This is a genomic window from Streptomyces bacillaris (assembly GCF_003268675.1).
GTDB lineage: Bacteria > Actinomycetota > Actinomycetes > Streptomycetales > Streptomycetaceae > Streptomyces > Streptomyces bacillaris.
On the sequence record NZ_CP029378.1, the window covers coordinates 3,112,782 to 3,130,081 of the forward strand.

At 73.4% G+C, this 17,300-nt stretch carries 13 protein-coding genes; 7 read left to right on the top strand and 6 right to left on the bottom strand.

Annotated elements, in window-relative coordinates; genetic code table 11:
- Positions 1-150 precede the first annotated feature (150 nt).
- Entirely contained in the window at positions 151-1,014 is an 864-nt protein-coding gene (locus DJ476_RS13055) for an HAD family hydrolase (protein WP_318294631.1), read from the top strand.
- A 29-nt stretch (positions 1,015-1,043) separates the two neighbouring features.
- Here the strand turns inward: DJ476_RS13055 and DJ476_RS13060 are convergent, their stop codons facing one another.
- Positions 1,044-3,275, bottom strand: coding sequence for an ATP-binding SpoIIE family protein phosphatase (locus tag DJ476_RS13060; RefSeq protein ID WP_112490567.1), 2,232 nt, complete (start codon positions 3,273-3,275; stop codon positions 1,044-1,046).
- 301 nt (positions 3,276-3,576) lie between these two features.
- Between DJ476_RS13060 and DJ476_RS13065 the strand changes: the two genes are divergently transcribed.
- Positions 3,577-4,875: a serine/threonine-protein kinase gene (locus DJ476_RS13065; protein ID WP_112490568.1), complete on the top strand. Its 1,299-nt coding sequence runs from the start codon at positions 3,577-3,579 to the stop codon at positions 4,873-4,875.
- Positions 4,876-4,892: 17 nt separating this feature from the next.
- Here DJ476_RS13065 and DJ476_RS13070 read toward each other — a convergent pair whose 3' ends face one another.
- The 5 genes from DJ476_RS13070 to DJ476_RS13090 all read right to left on the bottom strand — a co-directional run bounded on the left by DJ476_RS13070 (position 4,893) and on the right by DJ476_RS13090 (position 10,604).
- Positions 4,893-5,483: a TetR/AcrR family transcriptional regulator gene (locus tag DJ476_RS13070; RefSeq protein ID WP_029395630.1), complete on the bottom strand. Its 591-nt coding sequence runs from the start codon at positions 5,481-5,483 to the stop codon at positions 4,893-4,895.
- Between the two features lie 270 nt (positions 5,484-5,753).
- On the bottom strand, positions 5,754-6,734 hold the full coding sequence (locus DJ476_RS13075) for an ABC transporter permease (RefSeq protein ID WP_112490569.1): 981 nt from the start codon (positions 6,732-6,734) through the stop codon (positions 5,754-5,756).
- A complete protein-coding gene (locus DJ476_RS13080; RefSeq protein ID WP_112490570.1) occupies positions 6,721-7,782 on the bottom strand; it encodes an ABC transporter ATP-binding protein in 1,062 nt (353 codons plus the stop codon). The genes DJ476_RS13075 and DJ476_RS13080 overlap by 14 nt, the downstream gene beginning before the upstream one ends.
- Positions 7,783-8,025: 243 nt before the next feature.
- Complete coding sequence (locus tag DJ476_RS13085) at positions 8,026-9,306, bottom strand: LolA family protein (RefSeq protein ID WP_112490571.1); 1,281 nt, start codon at positions 9,304-9,306, stop codon at positions 8,026-8,028.
- 287 nt (positions 9,307-9,593) lie between these two features.
- Positions 9,594-10,604 carry a polyprenyl synthetase family protein gene (locus DJ476_RS13090; RefSeq protein WP_070205449.1) on the bottom strand — a complete coding sequence of 337 codons (1,011 nt, stop codon included), beginning with the start codon at positions 10,602-10,604 and terminating at the stop codon, positions 9,594-9,596.
- A gap of 159 nt (positions 10,605-10,763) precedes the next feature.
- On the opposite strand from DJ476_RS13090, the gene DJ476_RS13095 reads away from it, so the two are divergent.
- From DJ476_RS13095 to DJ476_RS13115, 5 genes are all read left to right on the top strand, one after another.
- A complete protein-coding gene (locus tag DJ476_RS13095) occupies positions 10,764-12,263 on the top strand; it encodes a peptide MFS transporter (RefSeq protein WP_112490572.1) in 1,500 nt (499 codons plus the stop codon).
- A gap of 112 nt (positions 12,264-12,375) precedes the next feature.
- Positions 12,376-14,370: a CocE/NonD family hydrolase gene (locus tag DJ476_RS13100; RefSeq protein WP_112490573.1), complete on the top strand. Its 1,995-nt coding sequence runs from the start codon at positions 12,376-12,378 to the stop codon at positions 14,368-14,370.
- Positions 14,371-14,618: 248 nt separating this feature from the next.
- Positions 14,619-15,848: a fumarylacetoacetase gene (gene fahA / locus DJ476_RS13105; RefSeq protein ID WP_112490574.1), complete on the top strand. Its 1,230-nt coding sequence runs from the start codon at positions 14,619-14,621 to the stop codon at positions 15,846-15,848.
- Positions 15,845-16,561, top strand: a complete 717-nt coding sequence (locus DJ476_RS13110; protein WP_112490575.1) for a GOLPH3/VPS74 family protein — start codon at positions 15,845-15,847, stop codon at positions 16,559-16,561. The genes fahA and DJ476_RS13110 overlap by 4 nt, the downstream gene beginning before the upstream one ends.
- Positions 16,562-16,681: 120 nt before the next feature.
- Entirely contained in the window at positions 16,682-17,290 is a 609-nt protein-coding gene (locus DJ476_RS13115; protein WP_103416803.1) for a Uma2 family endonuclease, read from the top strand.
- Positions 17,291-17,300: the final 10 nt, after the last annotated feature.

Sequence of the window (17,300 nt, forward strand, 5' to 3'; positions counted from 1 at the left end):
CGCCTGCACGACCTTGAGCCCGTCCGCCCCGAACAGGGGCGGGCGGGCTCGCTCCGTTGCGAGCCCGTGGTTCCCGCCCGCACCCGGCGCGCCTACCCGATCGCCCCCTCCCGCGCAAGCCGCCGTCCGGGCCCTCCTAGGCTGTGGCGCATGCCCACGCCCACGCCCATACCCTCGCCCTCGCCCTCGCCCGTGCCGCCCGCGTGCGCCCCCGTGCCGCCCGCGTACGCCCTCGTCGCCACCGACCTGGACGGCACCCTGCTGCGCCCGGACGACACCGTCGGCACCCGTTCCCGCGCCGCGCTCGCCCTCGCCGCCGCCGCGGGCGCCCGGCATCTGATCGTCACCGGTCGGCCGGTTCCCGGCGTACGGGCCCTGCTCGCGGATCTCGCCTACACCGGGCTCGTCGTGTGCGGGCAGGGCACGCAGTTGTACGACGCCGACAGCGCGCGGCTGCTGCGCTCGGTGACCCTGGACCGGGAGGCCGCCGACACCGCGCTCGGCAAGCTGGAGGCGGAGGTCGGGGCGGTGTTCGCGGCCGTGGACCAGGACGGGCCGGACGGCGTCACGCTGATCGAGCGCGGCTACCGGATGCCGAACCCCACGCTCCCCGCCCTCCGCGTGGACTCCCGCGACGCCCTGTGGGAGCGCCCCGTCATCAAGGTGCTGGTCCGCCACCCGGAGCTGGGCGACGACGCCCTGGCCGCCGCCGCGCGCGGGGCCGTGGGGGACCTGGCGAACGTCACCATGGCGGGGCCCGGCACGGTCGAACTGGCTCCGTACGGTGTCGACAAGGGCACCGGGATCGCGGCGGCGGCCGAGCTGCTGGGGATCGGGCCCGAGCGGACGGTCGCGTTCGGAGACATGCCCAACGACCTCCCGATGTTCCGCCGCTCCGGCCACCGGGTGGCCATGGGCAACGCCCACCCGGAGCTGCGCGCGGCGGCGGACGAGGTGACGGCCACCAACGCGGAGGACGGGGTGGCGGTGGTGCTGGAGCGGCTGTTCGGCTGAGGCCCGCGCCCGCGCGCCCGGTCAGCTGGTCAGCCGCTGCCCGGAAGGTTCTGTTCCGTCCAGAGCACCTTGCCGTCCGGGCCGTGCCGGGCGCCCCAGTGGGCGGCGAGGCGGGAGACGATGAAGAGGCCCCGGCCGCCCTCGTCGACCGTGCGGGCGTGGCGCAGGTGCGGGGAGGCCGTGGAGCCGTCGTGGACCTCGCAGGTGAGGGTGGTGTCCAGGAGCAGCCGGAGCCGGAGCGGCGGGGTGCCGTAGCGGACGGCGTTGGTGACCAGTTCGCTGACGATCAGCTCGGTCGCGTCGACGGTGTCCTCGTCGAGCCCCCACCCCTGGAGCCGGTCGCGGACGAGCAGCCGGGCGGTGGCCGGGGTCGTCCGGTCCTGGGCGAGGTCCCAGGTGGCGACGCGGTGGTCGGAGACCGTACCGGTACGGGCCAGGAGCAGCGCCGCACCGGCGGACCGGGTGTCGTCGGGGAGGGCGTACACGATGTCGTCGCCCAGCTGCTGGAGGCCGCGGCCGGACCCGATGCCGTCGGCGAGGGTCCGCGTGATGCGCTCCTCGGCGTGCTCGTCGGGGAGCAGGTCGCCCGTGCAGAACGCCAGGAGGCTGCCCTCCTCCAGGGTGACGGCGGCGGGGGCGAAGAGGCCGCCGTCGGCGTCGAAGAGGCCCGGGCCCTCGGGGACGTCGAGCGCGACGGCCCGCCCGTCGGGGCCGACGGCCAGGGGCGCGGGGTGGCCGGCGCGGGCGACCGTACAGGTGCGGGTGAACGGGTCGTAGACCCCGTACACGCACCCCGCCCGCAGTTCCTCGCTCTGGAGCGCGTCGCTCGGGGGCAGAGCCGCGCGTTCGCCGGCGAGACGGTCGGCGGTCTCCTTGAGGCGGGCCAGCACCTCCTCCGGCTCCAGGTCGAGACCGGCCAGCGCCTGGATGACCGTACGGAGCTGGCCCATCGCGATGGCCGACTGGAGCCCCTCCCCCGCGACACCGCCGACGACGAGTGCCGTACGGGCCCCGGAGAGCGCGATCGCGTCGAACCAGCAGCCGCTGTCCCGGCCCGGCAGCAGCACATGGGCGGTCTCCACGGCGGCCTGGTGGCGCTCGGCCTGCGGGAGGAGGCGGCGCTGCACGGTGGAGGCTATGAGGTGCTCGCGCTCGTAGCGGCGGGCGTTGTCGATGGCGAGGGCCGCCCGGGTGGCGGCGGTGGCGGCGAGGGAGACGTCGTCCTCGTCGAAGGGTTCGGCGGGCCCGCAGCGGTAGAGGCTGAGCAGCCCGAGCACGGCTCCCCGCAGGGTGAGGGGCACCACGATCAGGGAGTGCGCACCGGCCTGCGCCAGGGCACCGGCCCCGTCCGGGTCGGCGGCCAGCCACGGGGTGTCTGCGGTGAGCGGGACGAGCCGGGGCCGCAGGTCCGCGACGGCGAGCGCGTACGGCGTACGGGGTGGCAGCCGGCGGGTCCCGCCGACCGGGCGGCCCCGGTGCGGCCCGTCGCCGGGGGCGGGCCGTACGGTCGCACAGCGGCCGGTCGCCGCACGGCGCAACGGGGTCTCGGGCGGCAGCGGCCCCACCGGCGGATCGGCCCCGCGCAGCACCTCGTCCACCACCTCGACGACGGCGGCTCCGGCGAACCCGGGCACCAGCGCGTCGATGAACGACCGGCAGGTGGCCGCCACGTCCAGCGAACCGCCGACCGCGTCCCGCACGGCGGCCAGCGCGGCCTCCCGGGCCCGCGCCCGCTCCCGCTCGGTGACGTCGACGACGGCGCTGAGCAGGCCGATGGTGGGGCCCCCGGGGCTGTCGGGGCCCGCGGGACTGTCGAGGCTTGCAGGTCCTGCGGGGTCTGCGGGACTGTCGGGGCTTGCGGGTCCTACGGAGCCTGCGGGGACTGCGGGGGCTGCGGGGGCTGCGGTTCCTGCGAGGCGGTAGGCGGAGACCAGGAAGGTGCGGTCGCCGGGGATCTGCCGGAGCCGGCCGCGTACGAGATGGTCGCGTACGGGCCCGTCCCCCGCGAGCACCCGCCTCAGGAGCCGCTCGCACCCGTCGGGGTCGTCGAGCCGGAACACCTCGGTGAAGGGGAGCCCGATGTACTCCTCGGTCCCGACGCCCTCGACCAGGGAGTTGGCGCGGACCAGCCGCAGCTGCGGGTCGAGCACGACGAGCCCCACGGCGGACTGGGCGAACAGGGCCTCCAGCAGGGCGTCGTCCAGGGCGCCGGGCCCGTCCTTCCCGGCTCCGGCCCCGGCCGGGGTATCGGCGTACGACACGGCTCCACCCACCCTCAGGCTCCGGCCCCGGCGCCCCGGACCACCGGAGCACCGACACGTGCCGGTCCAGCATCACCCGCGGCCCGGGGAGCGGCCACCCGGGGGCAGCGGGGGTGTGACGGGCGGGGCCGGGCGCTCCACCAGGAGCGCGGGAGGAGGGGGCGGAGGCGTCCGGATCACCGCCTCCGCGCGGGCCGTTCAGCGTCATGTCTCCGCAAGGCGCTCTGCGTCATGTCTCCGCCGGGCGGCCTGCGTCATACTGAGCCGCCGGAGCGCGCGGGGGCGAGGGGGCGTACAGCGGATGGAGCACGGGGCGGACGGCAGCAGGCTGCCGGAACGTATCGGCGGGTACACCGTGGAACGGGAGCTGGGCTCCGGTGGCATGGGCACGGTCTATCTGGCGCGTTCGCGCGGCGGGCGGGCGGTGGCCGTGAAGGTGGCGCGCCCGGAGCTGGCGAGCGACCCGCACTTCCGGGAGCGGTTCCGGGCCGAGGTGGCGGCCGCGCGGAGTGTGGGCGGCTTCCACACGGCCCCCGTGGTCGACGCGGACCCGGCGGCACCGGCGCCCTGGCTGGCCACGGCGTACGTTCCCGGGCCCACGCTCTCCGCGCTGCTGGAGGCCGAGGGGCCGATGGACGAGGCGCGGCTGCGGCGGCTGGGGGCGGCGCTCGCCGAGGCGCTCGCGGCGATCCACGGCTGCGGCCTGGTCCACCGCGATCTGAAGCCCGGCAACATCGTGATGGCCCCCGACGGCCCCCGAGTGCTGGACTTCGGCATCGCGCGGGCGCTGGAGTCGACCCGGCTGACGGCCACCGGCACGGCCTTCGGGACGCCGGGGTTCCTGGCGCCCGAGCAGGCGCAAGGACTGGAGGTCGGTGGTGCCGCCGACGTGTTCGCGCTGGGCGCCGTGCTCGTCGCGGCGGCGGGCGGCAGCGCGTTCGGGGCGGGCACGCCGATGGGCCTGATGTACCGGTCGGTGCACGAACCGGCGGACCTGGGCGCGGTTCCGGAAGAGCTGCGTCCGGTCGTGCGGGCGTGCCTGGCCAAGGAGCCGGAGCGGCGGCCCACCCCGGCGCAGTTGCTGGACCTCTTCGCGCCGGAGGCCACGCCGTACACCCCTACCGAGGCGTACCCGGCGACCGCGCCGGAGGCTGCCCCGTACACACCGAGCGCGCCAGAGGCTGCTCCGTACGCGCCGAGCGCGCCCGGCGCCGTCCCGCACCCGCCGAGCGCGGCGCAGCCCACGGTGACCGCCCCCGCCCTCGTGGTGCCCCCGCGACCGTCCTACACGCCGTACGCGCCCTCCGCCGACCTCACCGCCGGTCTCGCCGCCGACCTCACGTTCATGGCGATCGGGCCGGACACCTCCCTGCTCGTCGACAGCACGGGCGTCACGCTCGGCCGGGAGGGCGGGGAGGCGCAGTACACCTGGACCGAGATCCTGACCGTGCAGTACGCGGCCGAGGGGCCCAAGCACCTCAGGGTCGTCGTCCACCTGCACGACGGCACGGCCCATCCCTGCCTGCTCGCGGCCCGCAAGCGCGCCCGTCTCCAGGAGTGGCTGGAGGACCTGCCGCTGATCCTGGAGTGCTTCGTATAGGTGCTCCTGGTAGGGGGTCAGTACCCCGGTGACCCCAGCGAGCGCAGCACATGGGCGACCAGGGCGGCGATCGTCTCCTCGTCCTGGACCGGTTTGCGCAGGACATGGCGGTAGTAGACGGGGCCGTACAGCATCTCCACCGCCAGCGGGAGGTTCGCGCCGGGCGGGATCTGGCCCTGGTCCTGGGCGCTGCGCAGCCGGGCCACGGCCTCCTCCACGCGCGGATCCACGAGCTGGTCCTTGAGCGCCTGGGCGAGGACGTCGTCGTGGTGGAGTTCGGAGAGGATGCCCGCGTACGCCGGTCCGAAGGGCGGGACGGTGAGCAACTTCACCGCGCCCGCCACATGCGTACGCAGGTCGGCGCCGATGTCCCCGGTGTCCACGAACGGCGTGGCGTCCACCAGGGCGTCCGTGAACGCCTCCAGCAGGACCGCCCCTTTTGACGGCCACCAGCGGTAGATCGTCTTCTTGCTGACGCCCGCGCGGGCCGCGATGGCCTCTATCGTCACGCGCCCGTACCCCTTCTCCGTACAGAGGTCGAGGGCGGCCTGAAGCGTCGCGCGGCGTGATCTCTCGCTGCGGCGCAGACTACTGGGCGGCGTGATCATTCGGTGAGCATAGGACGGTTTGAGCCATTCCTTATTGACAGCTCGTCGTCATAGGCCGAACATTACCCAGGCGGAAACGGAACGTACCGTGTCGGTTCGATCCCGCCTTCCGCACCGTTCGTGCCGTTCGTGCCGCGACGAGCCGATCGGGGGACGGCTCGCCCGGCCGACGGCGCGGACGACTGTTCACCGATCCGATTCGGCCACGGGACGACCACCCCACGGTTCTGTCCCGCGCTTCTGCCCGACGGTTCCGCCCCCTGACCTCGCTCAGGTCGTGATGTCCTTCGTCGTGAAGCGGGCCCAGGCCGCCGAGCCGAACACCGCCGCGTACAGGCCCTGGAGTTGGAAGTTCTTCACCAGGTCGTCCCAGAGGACCGGCTCGCGCAGGACGTCCGCGAAGGACATCCAGTAGTGCGGGAACAGATAGGGGTGGATGCCGCTCAACTGCGGGATGCTGTCCAGGATCTGCGCCGTGATCAGCAGCCCGACCGTCGCCGCCATCGCCCCGATCCCGCTGTCGGTCAGCGTCGAGACGAACAGCCCCAGCGCGGCGAACCCGACCATCGACGCCGCGACGACCGCCGCCGTCAGCCCGGCCCGCGCCAGCCCCTCACCGAAGCCGATCCGCGTCCCGGAGATCGTCGTGACCTCCCCCACAGGGAAGAGCAGCGCCCCGACCGCCAGCGCCGAGGCCGCCACCACGAAGGTCGCGACCAGGCAGAAGGTCAGGACCGAGGCGTACTTGACCAGCAGGAGCCGGGTCCGGCCCGCCGGGGCCACCAGCAGATAGCGGAGCGTCCCGGCGCTCGCCTCGCCCGCGATCGCGTCGCCCGCGACCACCCCGACGGCCATCGGGAGGAAGACCGGGAGCGTGGTGGCGAGGGTGGCGAAGACCAGGAAGAGACCGTTGTTGGTGACCTGCGTCAGGAACGCGGGGCCCGCCCCGCCGTCCGCGCCGCCCCCGGCCCCTCCCCCGGATCCGCCGCCGCCCGTCTCGATGCGGACCGCGATCCCGATGAGGACGGGGACGGCGGCGAGCACCGCGAGGAGCGCGTAGGTCCGGTGGCGACGGAAGGTGGTGGCGACCTCGGAGCGGAGGAGTCCGAGCGTGCGGAGGGGGTTACGGGAGTTGCGGAGGGGGTTACGGAGGTTACGGGGGCGGCGCCCCTGGGTCCCGGTCCTGGCCTTGGGCCCGGCCCCGGCTTCGGTCCCGGCCCCGGTGGGCGGAGTCGTCTCAGCCTGCGACATCGAAACCCTCTCCCGTCAGTGCCACGAACGCGTCCTCCAGCGAGCCGCCCTCCACTCCGAACGACCGCACCCGCACGCCGCCGCCCACCAGCGCCGCGTTGAGGTCCGCGAGGTCCACGTCGGCGGGCGGGGCGTCGGCGGTCAGCCGGTCGCCGTCGGTGGCCAGGCCGGTGAGGCCGTGCGCCGTGAGGATGCGGGCGGCGGCGGCCGGGTCGGGGGTGGTGACGGCCAGCCGGCCCCGGGCGCTCGCGGCCAGTTCGGCGACCGGGCCCTGGACCAGCAGCCGGCCCCGGGCCATCACCGCCGCATGCGTGCAGACCTGCTCGATCTCGTCCAGCAGGTGCGAGGAGAGGAACACCGTGGTCCCCTCCGCCGCCAGCTCCCGGACCAGGGAGCGGATCTCGCGCATCCCCTGCGGGTCGAGGCCGTTGGTCGGCTCGTCCAGGACGAGCAGGCGGCGCGGGCGGAGCAGAGCGGCGGCGAGGCCGAGGCGCTGCTTCATACCGAGGGAGTACGCCTTCGCCTTCCGGTCCGACGCGGCGGCGAGGCCGACCCGCTCCAGGGCGTGGCCGACGCGGGCCCGGCGGGTGCGCGGGTCGGCGGTGGGGTCGGCGCGGTCGTACCGCAGGAGGTTGTCCCTGCCGCTCAGATAGCCGTACAGCGCGGGTCCCTCGATCAGCGCGCCGACCTCCGGGAGGACCGTGCGGGCGGCCTGGGGCATCGGGTGGCCGAGGACCCTGGCGGTGCCGGCGGTGGGCTCGATGAGGCCCATGAGCATCCGGATGGTGGTGGTCTTGCCGGAGCCGTTGGGGCCGAGGAAGCCGAAGACGCTGCCGCCGGGGACGGTGAGGTCGAGGCCGTCGACGGCGAGGCGGCCGCCCCGGTAGCGCTTGGTGAGGCCGTGGGTCTCGATGACGGGGGTCGGGTGGTCGAGTGCCCGAGGGTCGAGGGCCTGGGGGTCGAGGGCCTGGGAGTCTGGGGCCTGGGGGTCTGGGGCGGCCGCCCCGGCCGGTTCCGGCGCACTCCGCGCAGCCGCTGTCTCCGTCATGCCGCATCGCCGCCCGTCATGCCGCCGCCCCGCAGTCCGTCATGCCGCCTCGCACCTCTCAGCGCTCGTACCCGCACTTCCGCATCCGGCGGCGGCCCGGACCCGCCGCGCGCCTCCGGGGCAGCCGCCAGGTGCGGAAGCACGCCCTCGGGGCAACCATCCAGCAGCCGGGCCGGGCCGCCCCGTCGCACACTCTCTCGCGACGGGGCGGCCCGGCCGGTGAACCACGGCGGCCCGAAGGCGCTACTTGGCGCCGTTCGCCACCCGTACCAGCTCGTCCTTGGTCACCGCGCCGACGTACACCTTGCCGTCGTCCGTCAGCAGCGCGTTGACCAGACGGGTCTTGAAGACCGTGCCCGAGCCGAACTTCCCGGTGACCTTGTCGCCCAGGGCGTCCAGGAAGCCCTGCACCTCGGCCGGGACGTCGCCCGAGCCCGCCGGGGGCAGGAGGCCCTTGCCGCCGGGGATCTCGATGGCGGCCACCGACGTCCAGCCCTCGCCGATGACGTTGACGCCCTCGGAGCCTTCGAGCCCGCCCAGCCCCTCCAGGCCGGGGATCTGCCCGGAGAACTTCTCCTGGAGCGACTTCTCCGCCGCGCCGATCCCGTCCTTGCCGCCCTTGCCGTGCTCCAGCTCGTCCGCCTCCGTCACCTTGGCGCCCTTGGGCGGGGTGAAGTCGAAGGTGGAGGCGGCGGGCCTGGCGAAGTCCACCTTGGTGAAGCCCGCGTCGACCACGGCCTTGCCGCCGTCCGAAGCGGCCAGGGTGAACTTGAGCGGTACGCCGTTCTCGGCGTCCACCGCGATCCGTACCGAACCGACCGTCGAGCCGGACTGCTTGGGCTTGATCACCAGCTGGTACGCGTCCCGGCCCGCCACCTGCGCGGTCCCGTCGACGGTGACCGACGTGGTGTCGCCGACCGCCGCGAGCGCCTGCTCGGCGAAGTCCTTCGGGGTGGCGGGGGCGCCCTTGGGAGCCTTCGGCTCCTTCTCGGCGTCGCCGTCGCCCCGGCCCTCGGGGGCCTTGGAGTGGTAGACCTCGTCGGACTGGGAGTCGTACGCCCAGACCTCGCCCCGGTTGTGGATGACGTTGTACTCGGAGGCCTTGCCGAGGATGGAGAGGCGCTGCTTCTCCGGGCCGTCGACGGCCACCCGCAGGGTGTGCGTGCCGGACGTCAGCTCCATGAGCTTGTCCTCCGGCGCCGCCGCGCCCTTGCCCCCGTCCTCGCCGGCGCCCGGGAGGAGCGAGCCCGCGAGGCCGTCGAGGGGCAGACCGAGGTCCGTGCTGATCTTGAAGGTTCCGGAGAGCTGCTCCTCGTCGGAAGCGGCGATCTTCTCGATGAGTTCCTGTGCGCTGATCTTCGGCAGGTCCGGGTCGCCGCTGTTCGCGAGGGCCGGGACGAGCCCGATGGTCGCGGCCGCCACCCCCGCGACCGCGACGGGGACGATGTAGCGCGCCGCCTTCCGGCGGCCCACGGCAGTGCCCGTGGCCTCGCCGGTGGTCTCCGCGCTGTCGTTCGGTGCCATGTGTGCCCTACCTCCGTGGTCGGCGGCTTCCGTCCGGTTGCCCGTCCACTCCCTGCCGCCCTTCTCACCCGATGGGGTCAGGAGTGGTTGTGGTCCGTCTGTTATCCATCTGACCAAATCGGGCGGGCCGAAGCATCAGCCCCGGGGATCAACTCGCCTACTGCTGCGGTATGACAACCGGGCGGGCCTCATCGGCCATCCAGTAGGGGTAGGGCCCTTGGACGGGCCCCGGGGCGCTCGGCCCGCGCGGTGCGCCGACGGTTCGGCCCGGACGGTGCACCGACGGTTCAACCCGCGCGGTGGACCACCGCGTCGCACAGCTCCTCCAGCGCCGACTTCGCGTACCCCTCGGGCAGCGGCGCCAGCGTGGCGCGCGCCTCCTGGGCGTAGCGGACGGTGTCCTGGCGGGCCTGCTCCAGCGCCGGGTGGGCGCGCAGCAGGCGCAGCGCCTCGGCCAGGGTGGCGTCGTCGGCCAGGTCGCCGTCGAGCAGCTCGACCAGGGCCAGGTCCTCGGGCCTGCCGTCCTTCGCGGCCCGGGCCCGCAGCCGCAGGACCGGGAGGGTGGGGATGCCCTCGCGCAGGTCGGTGCCGGGGGTCTTGCCGGACTCGTGGGTGTCGGAGGCGATGTCCAGAACGTCGTCGGCGAGCTGGAAGGCGATGCCGAGCCGCTCCCCGTACTGCGTGAGGATGTCCACGGTCCGCTCGTCGGCCCCGGCCATCAGCGCGCCGAACCGGCCGGCGACGGCGACCAGCGAGCCGGTCTTGCCGCTGAGCACGTCCAGGTAGTGGTCGACCGGGTCGCGGCCGTCGCGCGGGCCCGCGGTCTCCAGGATCTGGCCGGTGACCAGCCGCTCGAACGCCTCGGCCTGGATGCGTACGGCCTCGGGGCCGAGGTCGGCCAGGATGTGGGAGGCGCGGGCGAAGAGGAAGTCGCCCGTCAGCACGGCCACCGAGTTGCCCCAGCGGGCGTTGGCGCTGGGTACTCCGCGGCGTACGTCGGCCTCGTCCATCACGTCGTCGTGGTACAGCGTGGCCAGGTGGGTCAGCTCGACGACGACGGCCGAGGGCACGACACCCGGCGCGTCCGGATCTCCGAATTGTGACGCGAGCATGACCAGCAGGGGGCGGAACCGCTTGCCGCCCGCCCGCACCAGGTGCTGGGCGGCCTCCGTGATGAAGGGCACGTCGCTCTTGGTGGCTTCGAGCAGCCCCGCCTCGACAGCGGCCAGGCCCGCGTGGACATCGGCCTCAAGAGCCTGGTCCCGCACGTGCAGTCCGAACGGCCCGACGACGGTCACGGGGGCATCTCCTGTCTGCTGACGACCACACCCGATGTCGATGTGTCGCTGTCTCTCCTGGCAACTTCAGCGTATCCGGTCCCCTGTGGATCACCGTGGGCGCCTTCCCGCCACCGCCGGTATGTTCGTGATCAGCCCATATGGTCAGGAGAGACCGCTTTGTCCCACAGCCCCGCCGCCACCGAACCGGCCCAGCCCCCGCCCGAGGACGACCGCGCCTTCTTCGGTCAGCCACGGGGGCTGATGACCCTCTCCGGGCTGGAGGTCTGGGAGCGGTTCTCCTTCCTCGGTATGCAGGCGATCCTGGTGCTGTTCTTCGCCGACACGGTGGCCAACGGCGGCATGGGCATGAACCCCGGAACGGCCGCCTCCGTCTCGGCCGCGTACGGGACGCTCGTCTATCTGGTCTCCGTCGCGGGCGGCTGGCTGGCCGACCGCATCCTCGGCTCCTACCGGGCGGTGCTGTACGGCGGCATCCTCATCGCCTGCGGCCACTACTGCATGGCCGTGCCGACCGACGCGATGACCTGGATCGGGCTCGGGCTGATCAGCGCGGGCACGGGCCTGCTCAAGCCCAATGTGGCCTCCATGGTCGGCAAGCTCTACCGCACCGAGGACGAGCGGCGCGACGCGGGCTTCGCCCTCTACTACATGGGGATCAACATCGGCGCCTTCGCCGGTCCGCTGGTCACCGGCTGGCTCGGTGACCATCTCAGCTGGCACTGGGGCTTCTCGGCCGCCGCGATCGGGATGACGTTCGGGCTGATCCAGTACGTGGCGGGCCGCCGTCACCTGGCCGGGCGAAAGCACTCCGCCGAGTTCGCGCTCGCCCCCGCCGCGATGCGCCGCGCAGTCCGGATGATCGTCGGCGGGGCCGTCGTGGTCGCGGTCCTGGCCACCGCGCTGGCCCTGGCGGGCTGGCTGACGATGGACCGGTTCGTCGATGTCCTCACCGTCATCTCGGTGATCGCGCCGGTCGTCTACTTCGTGGTGATGTTCCGCTCGCCCCGGGTCACGGCGGAGGAGCGCGGCAGGCTCCGCCCGTACGTCGTGCTCTTCCTCGGATCCGTCGTCTTCAACTTCATCCTCTTCCAGGCGTACTCGACGATGATGCTGCTCGCGTCGGCCAACGCCCGCACCGAGATCCTCGGCTTCACCTTCCCGGCCAGCTGGTACGCCTCCGCGCTCGGCGCCTTCGAGGTGGCGCTCGCGCCCGTGGTGGCCGCGGTCTGGGCCCGGATGGGCACCCGGCAGCCGCACGCCTCCAACAAGATCGCGTTCGGGGTGATCCTCGGCGGTCTCTCCTTTCTGCTGATGGTCCTGCCGACCTCCGGCCACGCGGACGACGTCTACCGGATGGCCGCCTGGTGGATCGTCGGCTCGTACCTGCTGCTCGGCCTCGGTGACGTACTCCTGGAGACCTCCGGCATGTCGGCCACCACCAAGCTCGCCCCGAAGGCGTTCGCCAGCCAGACGATGGCGCTCTGGTTCCTCTCACTGGCCCTGGCCAACGGCATCCAGGCCCAGGTCGTGAAGTTGTACGGCCAGGTCTCCAACCCCGCCTACTTCGGCGTCAACGGCGGCATCGCGGTGGCGGCCGGGGTGGCGATGATCCTCGCGGCCCCGTGGCTGAAGCGCACGATGCACCCCGTCCACTGACCCGTACGCCTCACGCACCCCGTCCCCCACCACCCCGAGCCCCCTCCGCACCCCGCCGCCCACCACCCCCGAGACCCCCTCCGCACCCCGTCGTCGTACATCGAGGTGACCCATGAACATCACGACCGAGTTCCCGTACGAGACGACCCGCGAGGACGTCCGCATCCCGCTCCCCGGCGGGACCCTGCTCTACGCCCGGATCTGGCGGCCGCTGACCGACGAACCGGTCCCCGCGCTGCTGGAGTACCTGCCCTACCGGCTCGGCGACTGGACCGCGCCCCGCGACTGGCAGCGCCACCCCTGGTACGCGGGCCACGGCTACGCCTCCGTACGGGTCGACGTCCGGGGCCACGGCAACAGCGAGGGGCTGCCGGGCGACGAGTACGACGCACAGGAGCTGGCCGACGGGGTGGCCGTCATCCACTGGCTGGCCCAGCAGGAGTGGTGCTCGGGCCGGGTCGGCATGTTCGGGATCTCCTGGGGCGGCTTCAACTCGCTCCAGATCGCCGCGCTCGCCCCCGACCCGCTGAAGGCGATCGTCACCGTCTGCTCGGCCGACGACCGGTACGACAACGACGTCCACTACATGGGCGGCTCGGTCCTCGCCGTCGACATGCACGCCTGGGCCGCCACCATGCTCGCCTTCGTCGCCCGCCCGCCGGACCCGGCGCAGGTCGGGGACGAGTGGAAGGCGATGTGGCTGAAGCGGCTGGAGGCGATCGAGCCGTTCGTCCACACCTGGCTGGCCCACCAGAGCCGCGACGACTACTGGAAGCACGGCAGCGTCTGCGAGGACTACGGGGCGATCAAGGCGAACGTGCTGGCGGTGGGCGGCTGGCACGACCCGTACCGGGACACCGTCCTCCGCCTCGTCGAGCACCTCGACCCCGGGCAGGTGCGCGGGATCATCGGCCCGTGGTCGCACCAGTACCCGGACCGGGGGCTGCCGCCGGGGCCCGCGATCGGCTTCCTCCAGGAGACGCTGCGCTGGTGGGACCAGCACCTGAAGGGCAAGGAGACGGGCGTGATGCGGGAGCCGCTGCTGCGGTCCTGGATCAGCGGCTCGCACCCGCCCGCCACGGTGTACGAGACGCTGCCCGGCCGGTGGGTCGGGGACGCCTCCTGGCCTTCGGAGAACGTCAACCCGGTGACTTACGCGCTCCAGGGCGGTGAGCGGATCGTCGCCTCGCCGCAGCAGACCGGGGTGGACGCGGGGCGGTTCTTCCCGTTCGGCAACGAGGCGGACCTGCCGCCGGACCAGCGGGACGAGGACGCGAAGTCGGTGTCGTTCGAGTTCCCGGTGGAGGAGGCGCCGATCGAGATCCTGGGCCGCCCCCGGGTGAAGCTCCGCCTCCGGATGGACGTACCGCGCGGGCAGGTCATCGCCCGGCTCTGCGACGTGGCGCCCGACGGGGCCTCCACCCTGGTCACCCGGGGCGCGCTCAACCTCGCCGCCCGGCACGGCCGCGACCGCACCGACGACTGGCCGCCCGGCGAGACCGAGGACGTGGTCTTCGACCTCAACGGCATCGGCCACACCTTCCCGCCCGGCCACCGCATCCGGATCGCCATCTCCTCCGCGTACTGGCCCTGGATCTGGCCGCAGGCCGGGTCGGCCGGCTTCACGCTCGACGCCGACGGCAGCTTCGTCGAGCTGCCGGTGCGCCGCCACACCGAGGACCCGGCGATCACCTTCGGCGAACCGGAACAGTCCGAACCGCTCGGCGTGGTCTACCCGGTCACGCTGGAGGAGCCGCGCCCCGAACGGCTCGTCGTCCGCGATGTCGCCAAGGGCGAATGGCGGCTGGAGGTGGACCCGCGCTACGGCGGTACGCGGGTCTACCCGGACGGCCTCGAATTCACCGAGGACGCCCTGGAGACGTACACGATCCAGCAGGACGACCCGCTCTCCGCCCGCACCCGCTCCGACTGGCGGATCCGGCTGCACCGGCCGGAGATGGCCTGGGACGTGGAGATCGAGACACGCTCCGAGATCGCCGCCGACGAGCACGACTTCATCACGTCCGACGAGGTGATCTGCAAGGACGGCGGCGAGATCGTCTTCCACCGCACCTGGGAGAAGCGGATTCCGCGCACGGCGGGCTGAGCGTCCTGATGAGGCGGCGGGCCGAGCGGTCCGGGCCCCGCCGAACAGGCGGAACGCCCCGCTGAGCGGACCACGCACTCCGCTCAGCGGACCGCCCGCCCTGCCGATGGGTCCCCCCGGAACGCCGGGGGGACCCATCGAACTTTCCGGGCAATAGGCACAGTTGGGGAGGGTCAGGGCACTGCCGTGGGGCAGGGCCTCCGACGTAACGTGTCCTCCACACGACCTGGAAAGCGAGGCAGCAACACATGCCCGAGCAGAGCAGCCCGCTCGACCTCCCCGAGGGCGACCCCTTCGGCCCGCACAACCTTCCCTACGGTGTGTTCTCCACCCCCGACCGCCCCGAGGACCGCCGGGTCGGTGTCCGCATCGGCAACCACGTCCTGGACGCCGGCGCCGCCGCCCACACCCTCGGCTCGCCCTACGCCGGGCTGCTGGCCCAGCCCAGCCTGACGCCGCTGCTCGCGGCGGGCCGCACCGCCTGGAGCGATGTGCGCCGCGCGCTCACCGCCTGGGTGACGGTCCCCGCCCACCGCTCGGACATCGAACCGCTGCTGCACCCGGTGGACGAGGTGACCCTGCACCTGCCGTACGAGGTCGCGGACTACGTCGACTTCTACGCCAGCGAGCACCACGCCACCAACGTCGGGCAGATCTTCCGGCCGGACGGCGACGCGCTCACCCCCAACTGGAAGCACCTGCCGATCGGTTACCACGGCCGCTCCGGCACCGTCGTGGTCTCCGGTACGGACGTGGTCCGCCCCAGCGGCCAGCGCAAGGCCCCCACCGACCCGGCGCCCGTCTTCGGGCCCTCGGTGAAGCTGGACATCGAGGCCGAGGTCGGCTTCCTCGTCGGCGTCCCCTCCGCCCACGGCACCCCGGTCCCGCTGGCCGGCTTCCGCGAGCACGTCTTCGGGCTCTTCCTCCTCAACGACTGGTCGGCGCGCGACCTCCAGGCCTGGGAGTACGTGCCGCTGGGCCCGTTCCTCGGCAAGTCCTTCGCCACCTCCGTATCGGCGTGGGTCACCCCGCTGGAGGCCCTGGACGCGGCCCGCACCGAACCGCCCACCCGGGACGTCCCGCTCCTCCCCTACCTGGACGACTCCGGCGAGGAGGAGCACGGCGGCTTCGACATCCGGATCACGGTGGAGATCAACGGCCAGGTCGTCTCCGAGCCGCCCTTCGCCACGATGTACTGGACGGCGGCCCAGCAGCTCGCGCACATGACGGTCAACGGCGCCTCGTTGCGAACGGGCGATCTGTACGGCTCCGGTACGGTCAGCGGCCCCGAGACGGCCCAGCGCGGCTCGCTCCTGGAGCTGACGTGGAACGGCCGCGACCCCCTCGAACTCCCCGAGGGCAAGCGGACGTTCCTGGAGGACGGCGACACGGTCACCCTGACCGCCTGGGCCCCGGGCCCGCACGGCACCCGGGTGGGCCTCGGCGATGTGACCGGCAGGATCGTCATGGCACCATGACGACCCCCGCGACCTCCGGCCCCGGCGCCCCCGCGCTGACGCTCCCCGAGGAGCTGATCCTGCTCACCCTGGACCCCGGGAGCGGCAAGCCGCTGTGCGCGGCCGCCGCCCTGGCGTACGGGACGGCCGGTGCGGCACTCGCGGAGCTGGAGCTCCAGGGCCGGATACGCGAGGAGCGCGGCCGGGTCCAGGTGGTGAACCCGCTGGACCCGGCCGACCCTCGCCTCGCCGCCCTGCTGCGCACCCTGCCCCAGGGCAAGGCCCCCCGCTCGGGCATGCGCGCCCGGCGCTGGGTGGCCGACTTCGACAAGCACGTGCGGGACATCCACCTGGACTCCCTGGTCGAGCGCTCCGTGCTCTCCCGGGAGACCCGCCGCGTCCTCGGCCTCTTCCCGTACCACCGCCACTTCCCGGTCCACCCGGACCTGGTGCCCGGCCTCCGCAGGCGCTTCTCCCAGGCCGAGAAGGCGGGCTACCCCGACCCCCGCGACCGCCTCCTGGCCGCCCTGGTCTCCGCGCTGGGCCTCGCCCCCACCCTCACCCGCAACGGCCGCCCCGGCCGCACCGCGATGAAGGTCCTGCGCCGCTCCGAGTGGACCGCGACGGCCGTCCACTACAACGTGAAGCAGAACGAGTCCGGCGGTGGCGGCGGAAGCGACGGCTGGAGCGGCGACAGCGGGGGCGGCGGCGGCTGCGGCGGGGGCGGTGACTGAGGGGCGCCCGGGAGGCCCGCTCAGCGGTGCGCGATGCGGTCACACGTTCGGGGGAGCCCTATCCAGTTCCCGGCGTATACGCTGGTCAGGCCCGCGCGACTCCTCCCCATGGGAGCAATGATGAGCATCGAACCCGAGGCCTCCGAGCCGCGGTGGGCGGTCCCGCCCGAGGGCGGCTGGACCGCCGATGACCTGGACACACTCCCGAATCTGCCTCCGCACACGGAGCTGATCGACGGGAGTCTCGTTTTCGTGAGTCCGCAGACCTTGTTCCACACCCGGGCGGTCGACTTCTTCAACTGGCAGTTGCAGTCCCTGGCGCCGCCCGAGCTGGAGGTCGTGCGCGAGTTCACCATCGACATCGACCGCTACAACCGGCCCGAGCCCGATGTGATCGTCATCGGCGGTGATGTCATCCAGGACCCGAACCAGACCCGCTTTCCTGCCGAGTCGGTACGCCTCGCGATTGAGGTCGTCTCCCCCGAGTCCCGGTCCCGCGACCGGGAGACCAAGCCCGTGAAGTACGCCCGTGCCCGCATTCCCCACTACTGGCGGGTGGAGAACCACGACGGGCGGGCCGTGGTGTACGTCTTCGAGCTGGAACCGGCCACCGGGGCGTACACCTCCACCGGGATCTTCCACGACCGGATGAAGGTGTCGGTGCCGTTCCCCGTGGACCTGGACCTCACCGGGATCACACCCCGGCGCCGGGCGGCGGACCCGCAGTAGCCCCGCCGCC

Excerpts from the sequence above, each read along its gene's own strand:
- DJ476_RS13055 (WP_318294631.1), top strand. The coding sequence starts at position 151 with ATGCCCACGCCCACGCCCATACCCTCGCCCTCGCCCTCGCCCGTGCCG.
- DJ476_RS13065 (WP_112490568.1), top strand. The coding sequence starts at position 3,577 with ATGGAGCACGGGGCGGACGGCAGCAGGCTGCCGGAACGTATCGGCGGG.
- DJ476_RS13070 (WP_029395630.1), bottom strand. The coding sequence starts at position 5,483 with ATGATCACGCCGCCCAGTAGTCTGCGCCGCAGCGAGAGATCACGCCGC.
- DJ476_RS13075 (WP_112490569.1), bottom strand. The coding sequence starts at position 6,734 with ATGTCGCAGGCTGAGACGACTCCGCCCACCGGGGCCGGGACCGAAGCC.
- DJ476_RS13080 (WP_112490570.1), bottom strand. The coding sequence starts at position 7,782 with ATGACGGAGACAGCGGCTGCGCGGAGTGCGCCGGAACCGGCCGGGGCG.
- DJ476_RS13085 (WP_112490571.1), bottom strand. The coding sequence starts at position 9,306 with ATGGCACCGAACGACAGCGCGGAGACCACCGGCGAGGCCACGGGCACT.
- DJ476_RS13100 (WP_112490573.1), top strand. The coding sequence starts at position 12,376 with ATGAACATCACGACCGAGTTCCCGTACGAGACGACCCGCGAGGACGTC.
- fahA (WP_112490574.1), top strand. The coding sequence starts at position 14,619 with ATGCCCGAGCAGAGCAGCCCGCTCGACCTCCCCGAGGGCGACCCCTTC.
- DJ476_RS13110 (WP_112490575.1), top strand. The coding sequence starts at position 15,845 with ATGACGACCCCCGCGACCTCCGGCCCCGGCGCCCCCGCGCTGACGCTC.
- DJ476_RS13115 (WP_103416803.1), top strand. The coding sequence starts at position 16,682 with ATGAGCATCGAACCCGAGGCCTCCGAGCCGCGGTGGGCGGTCCCGCCC.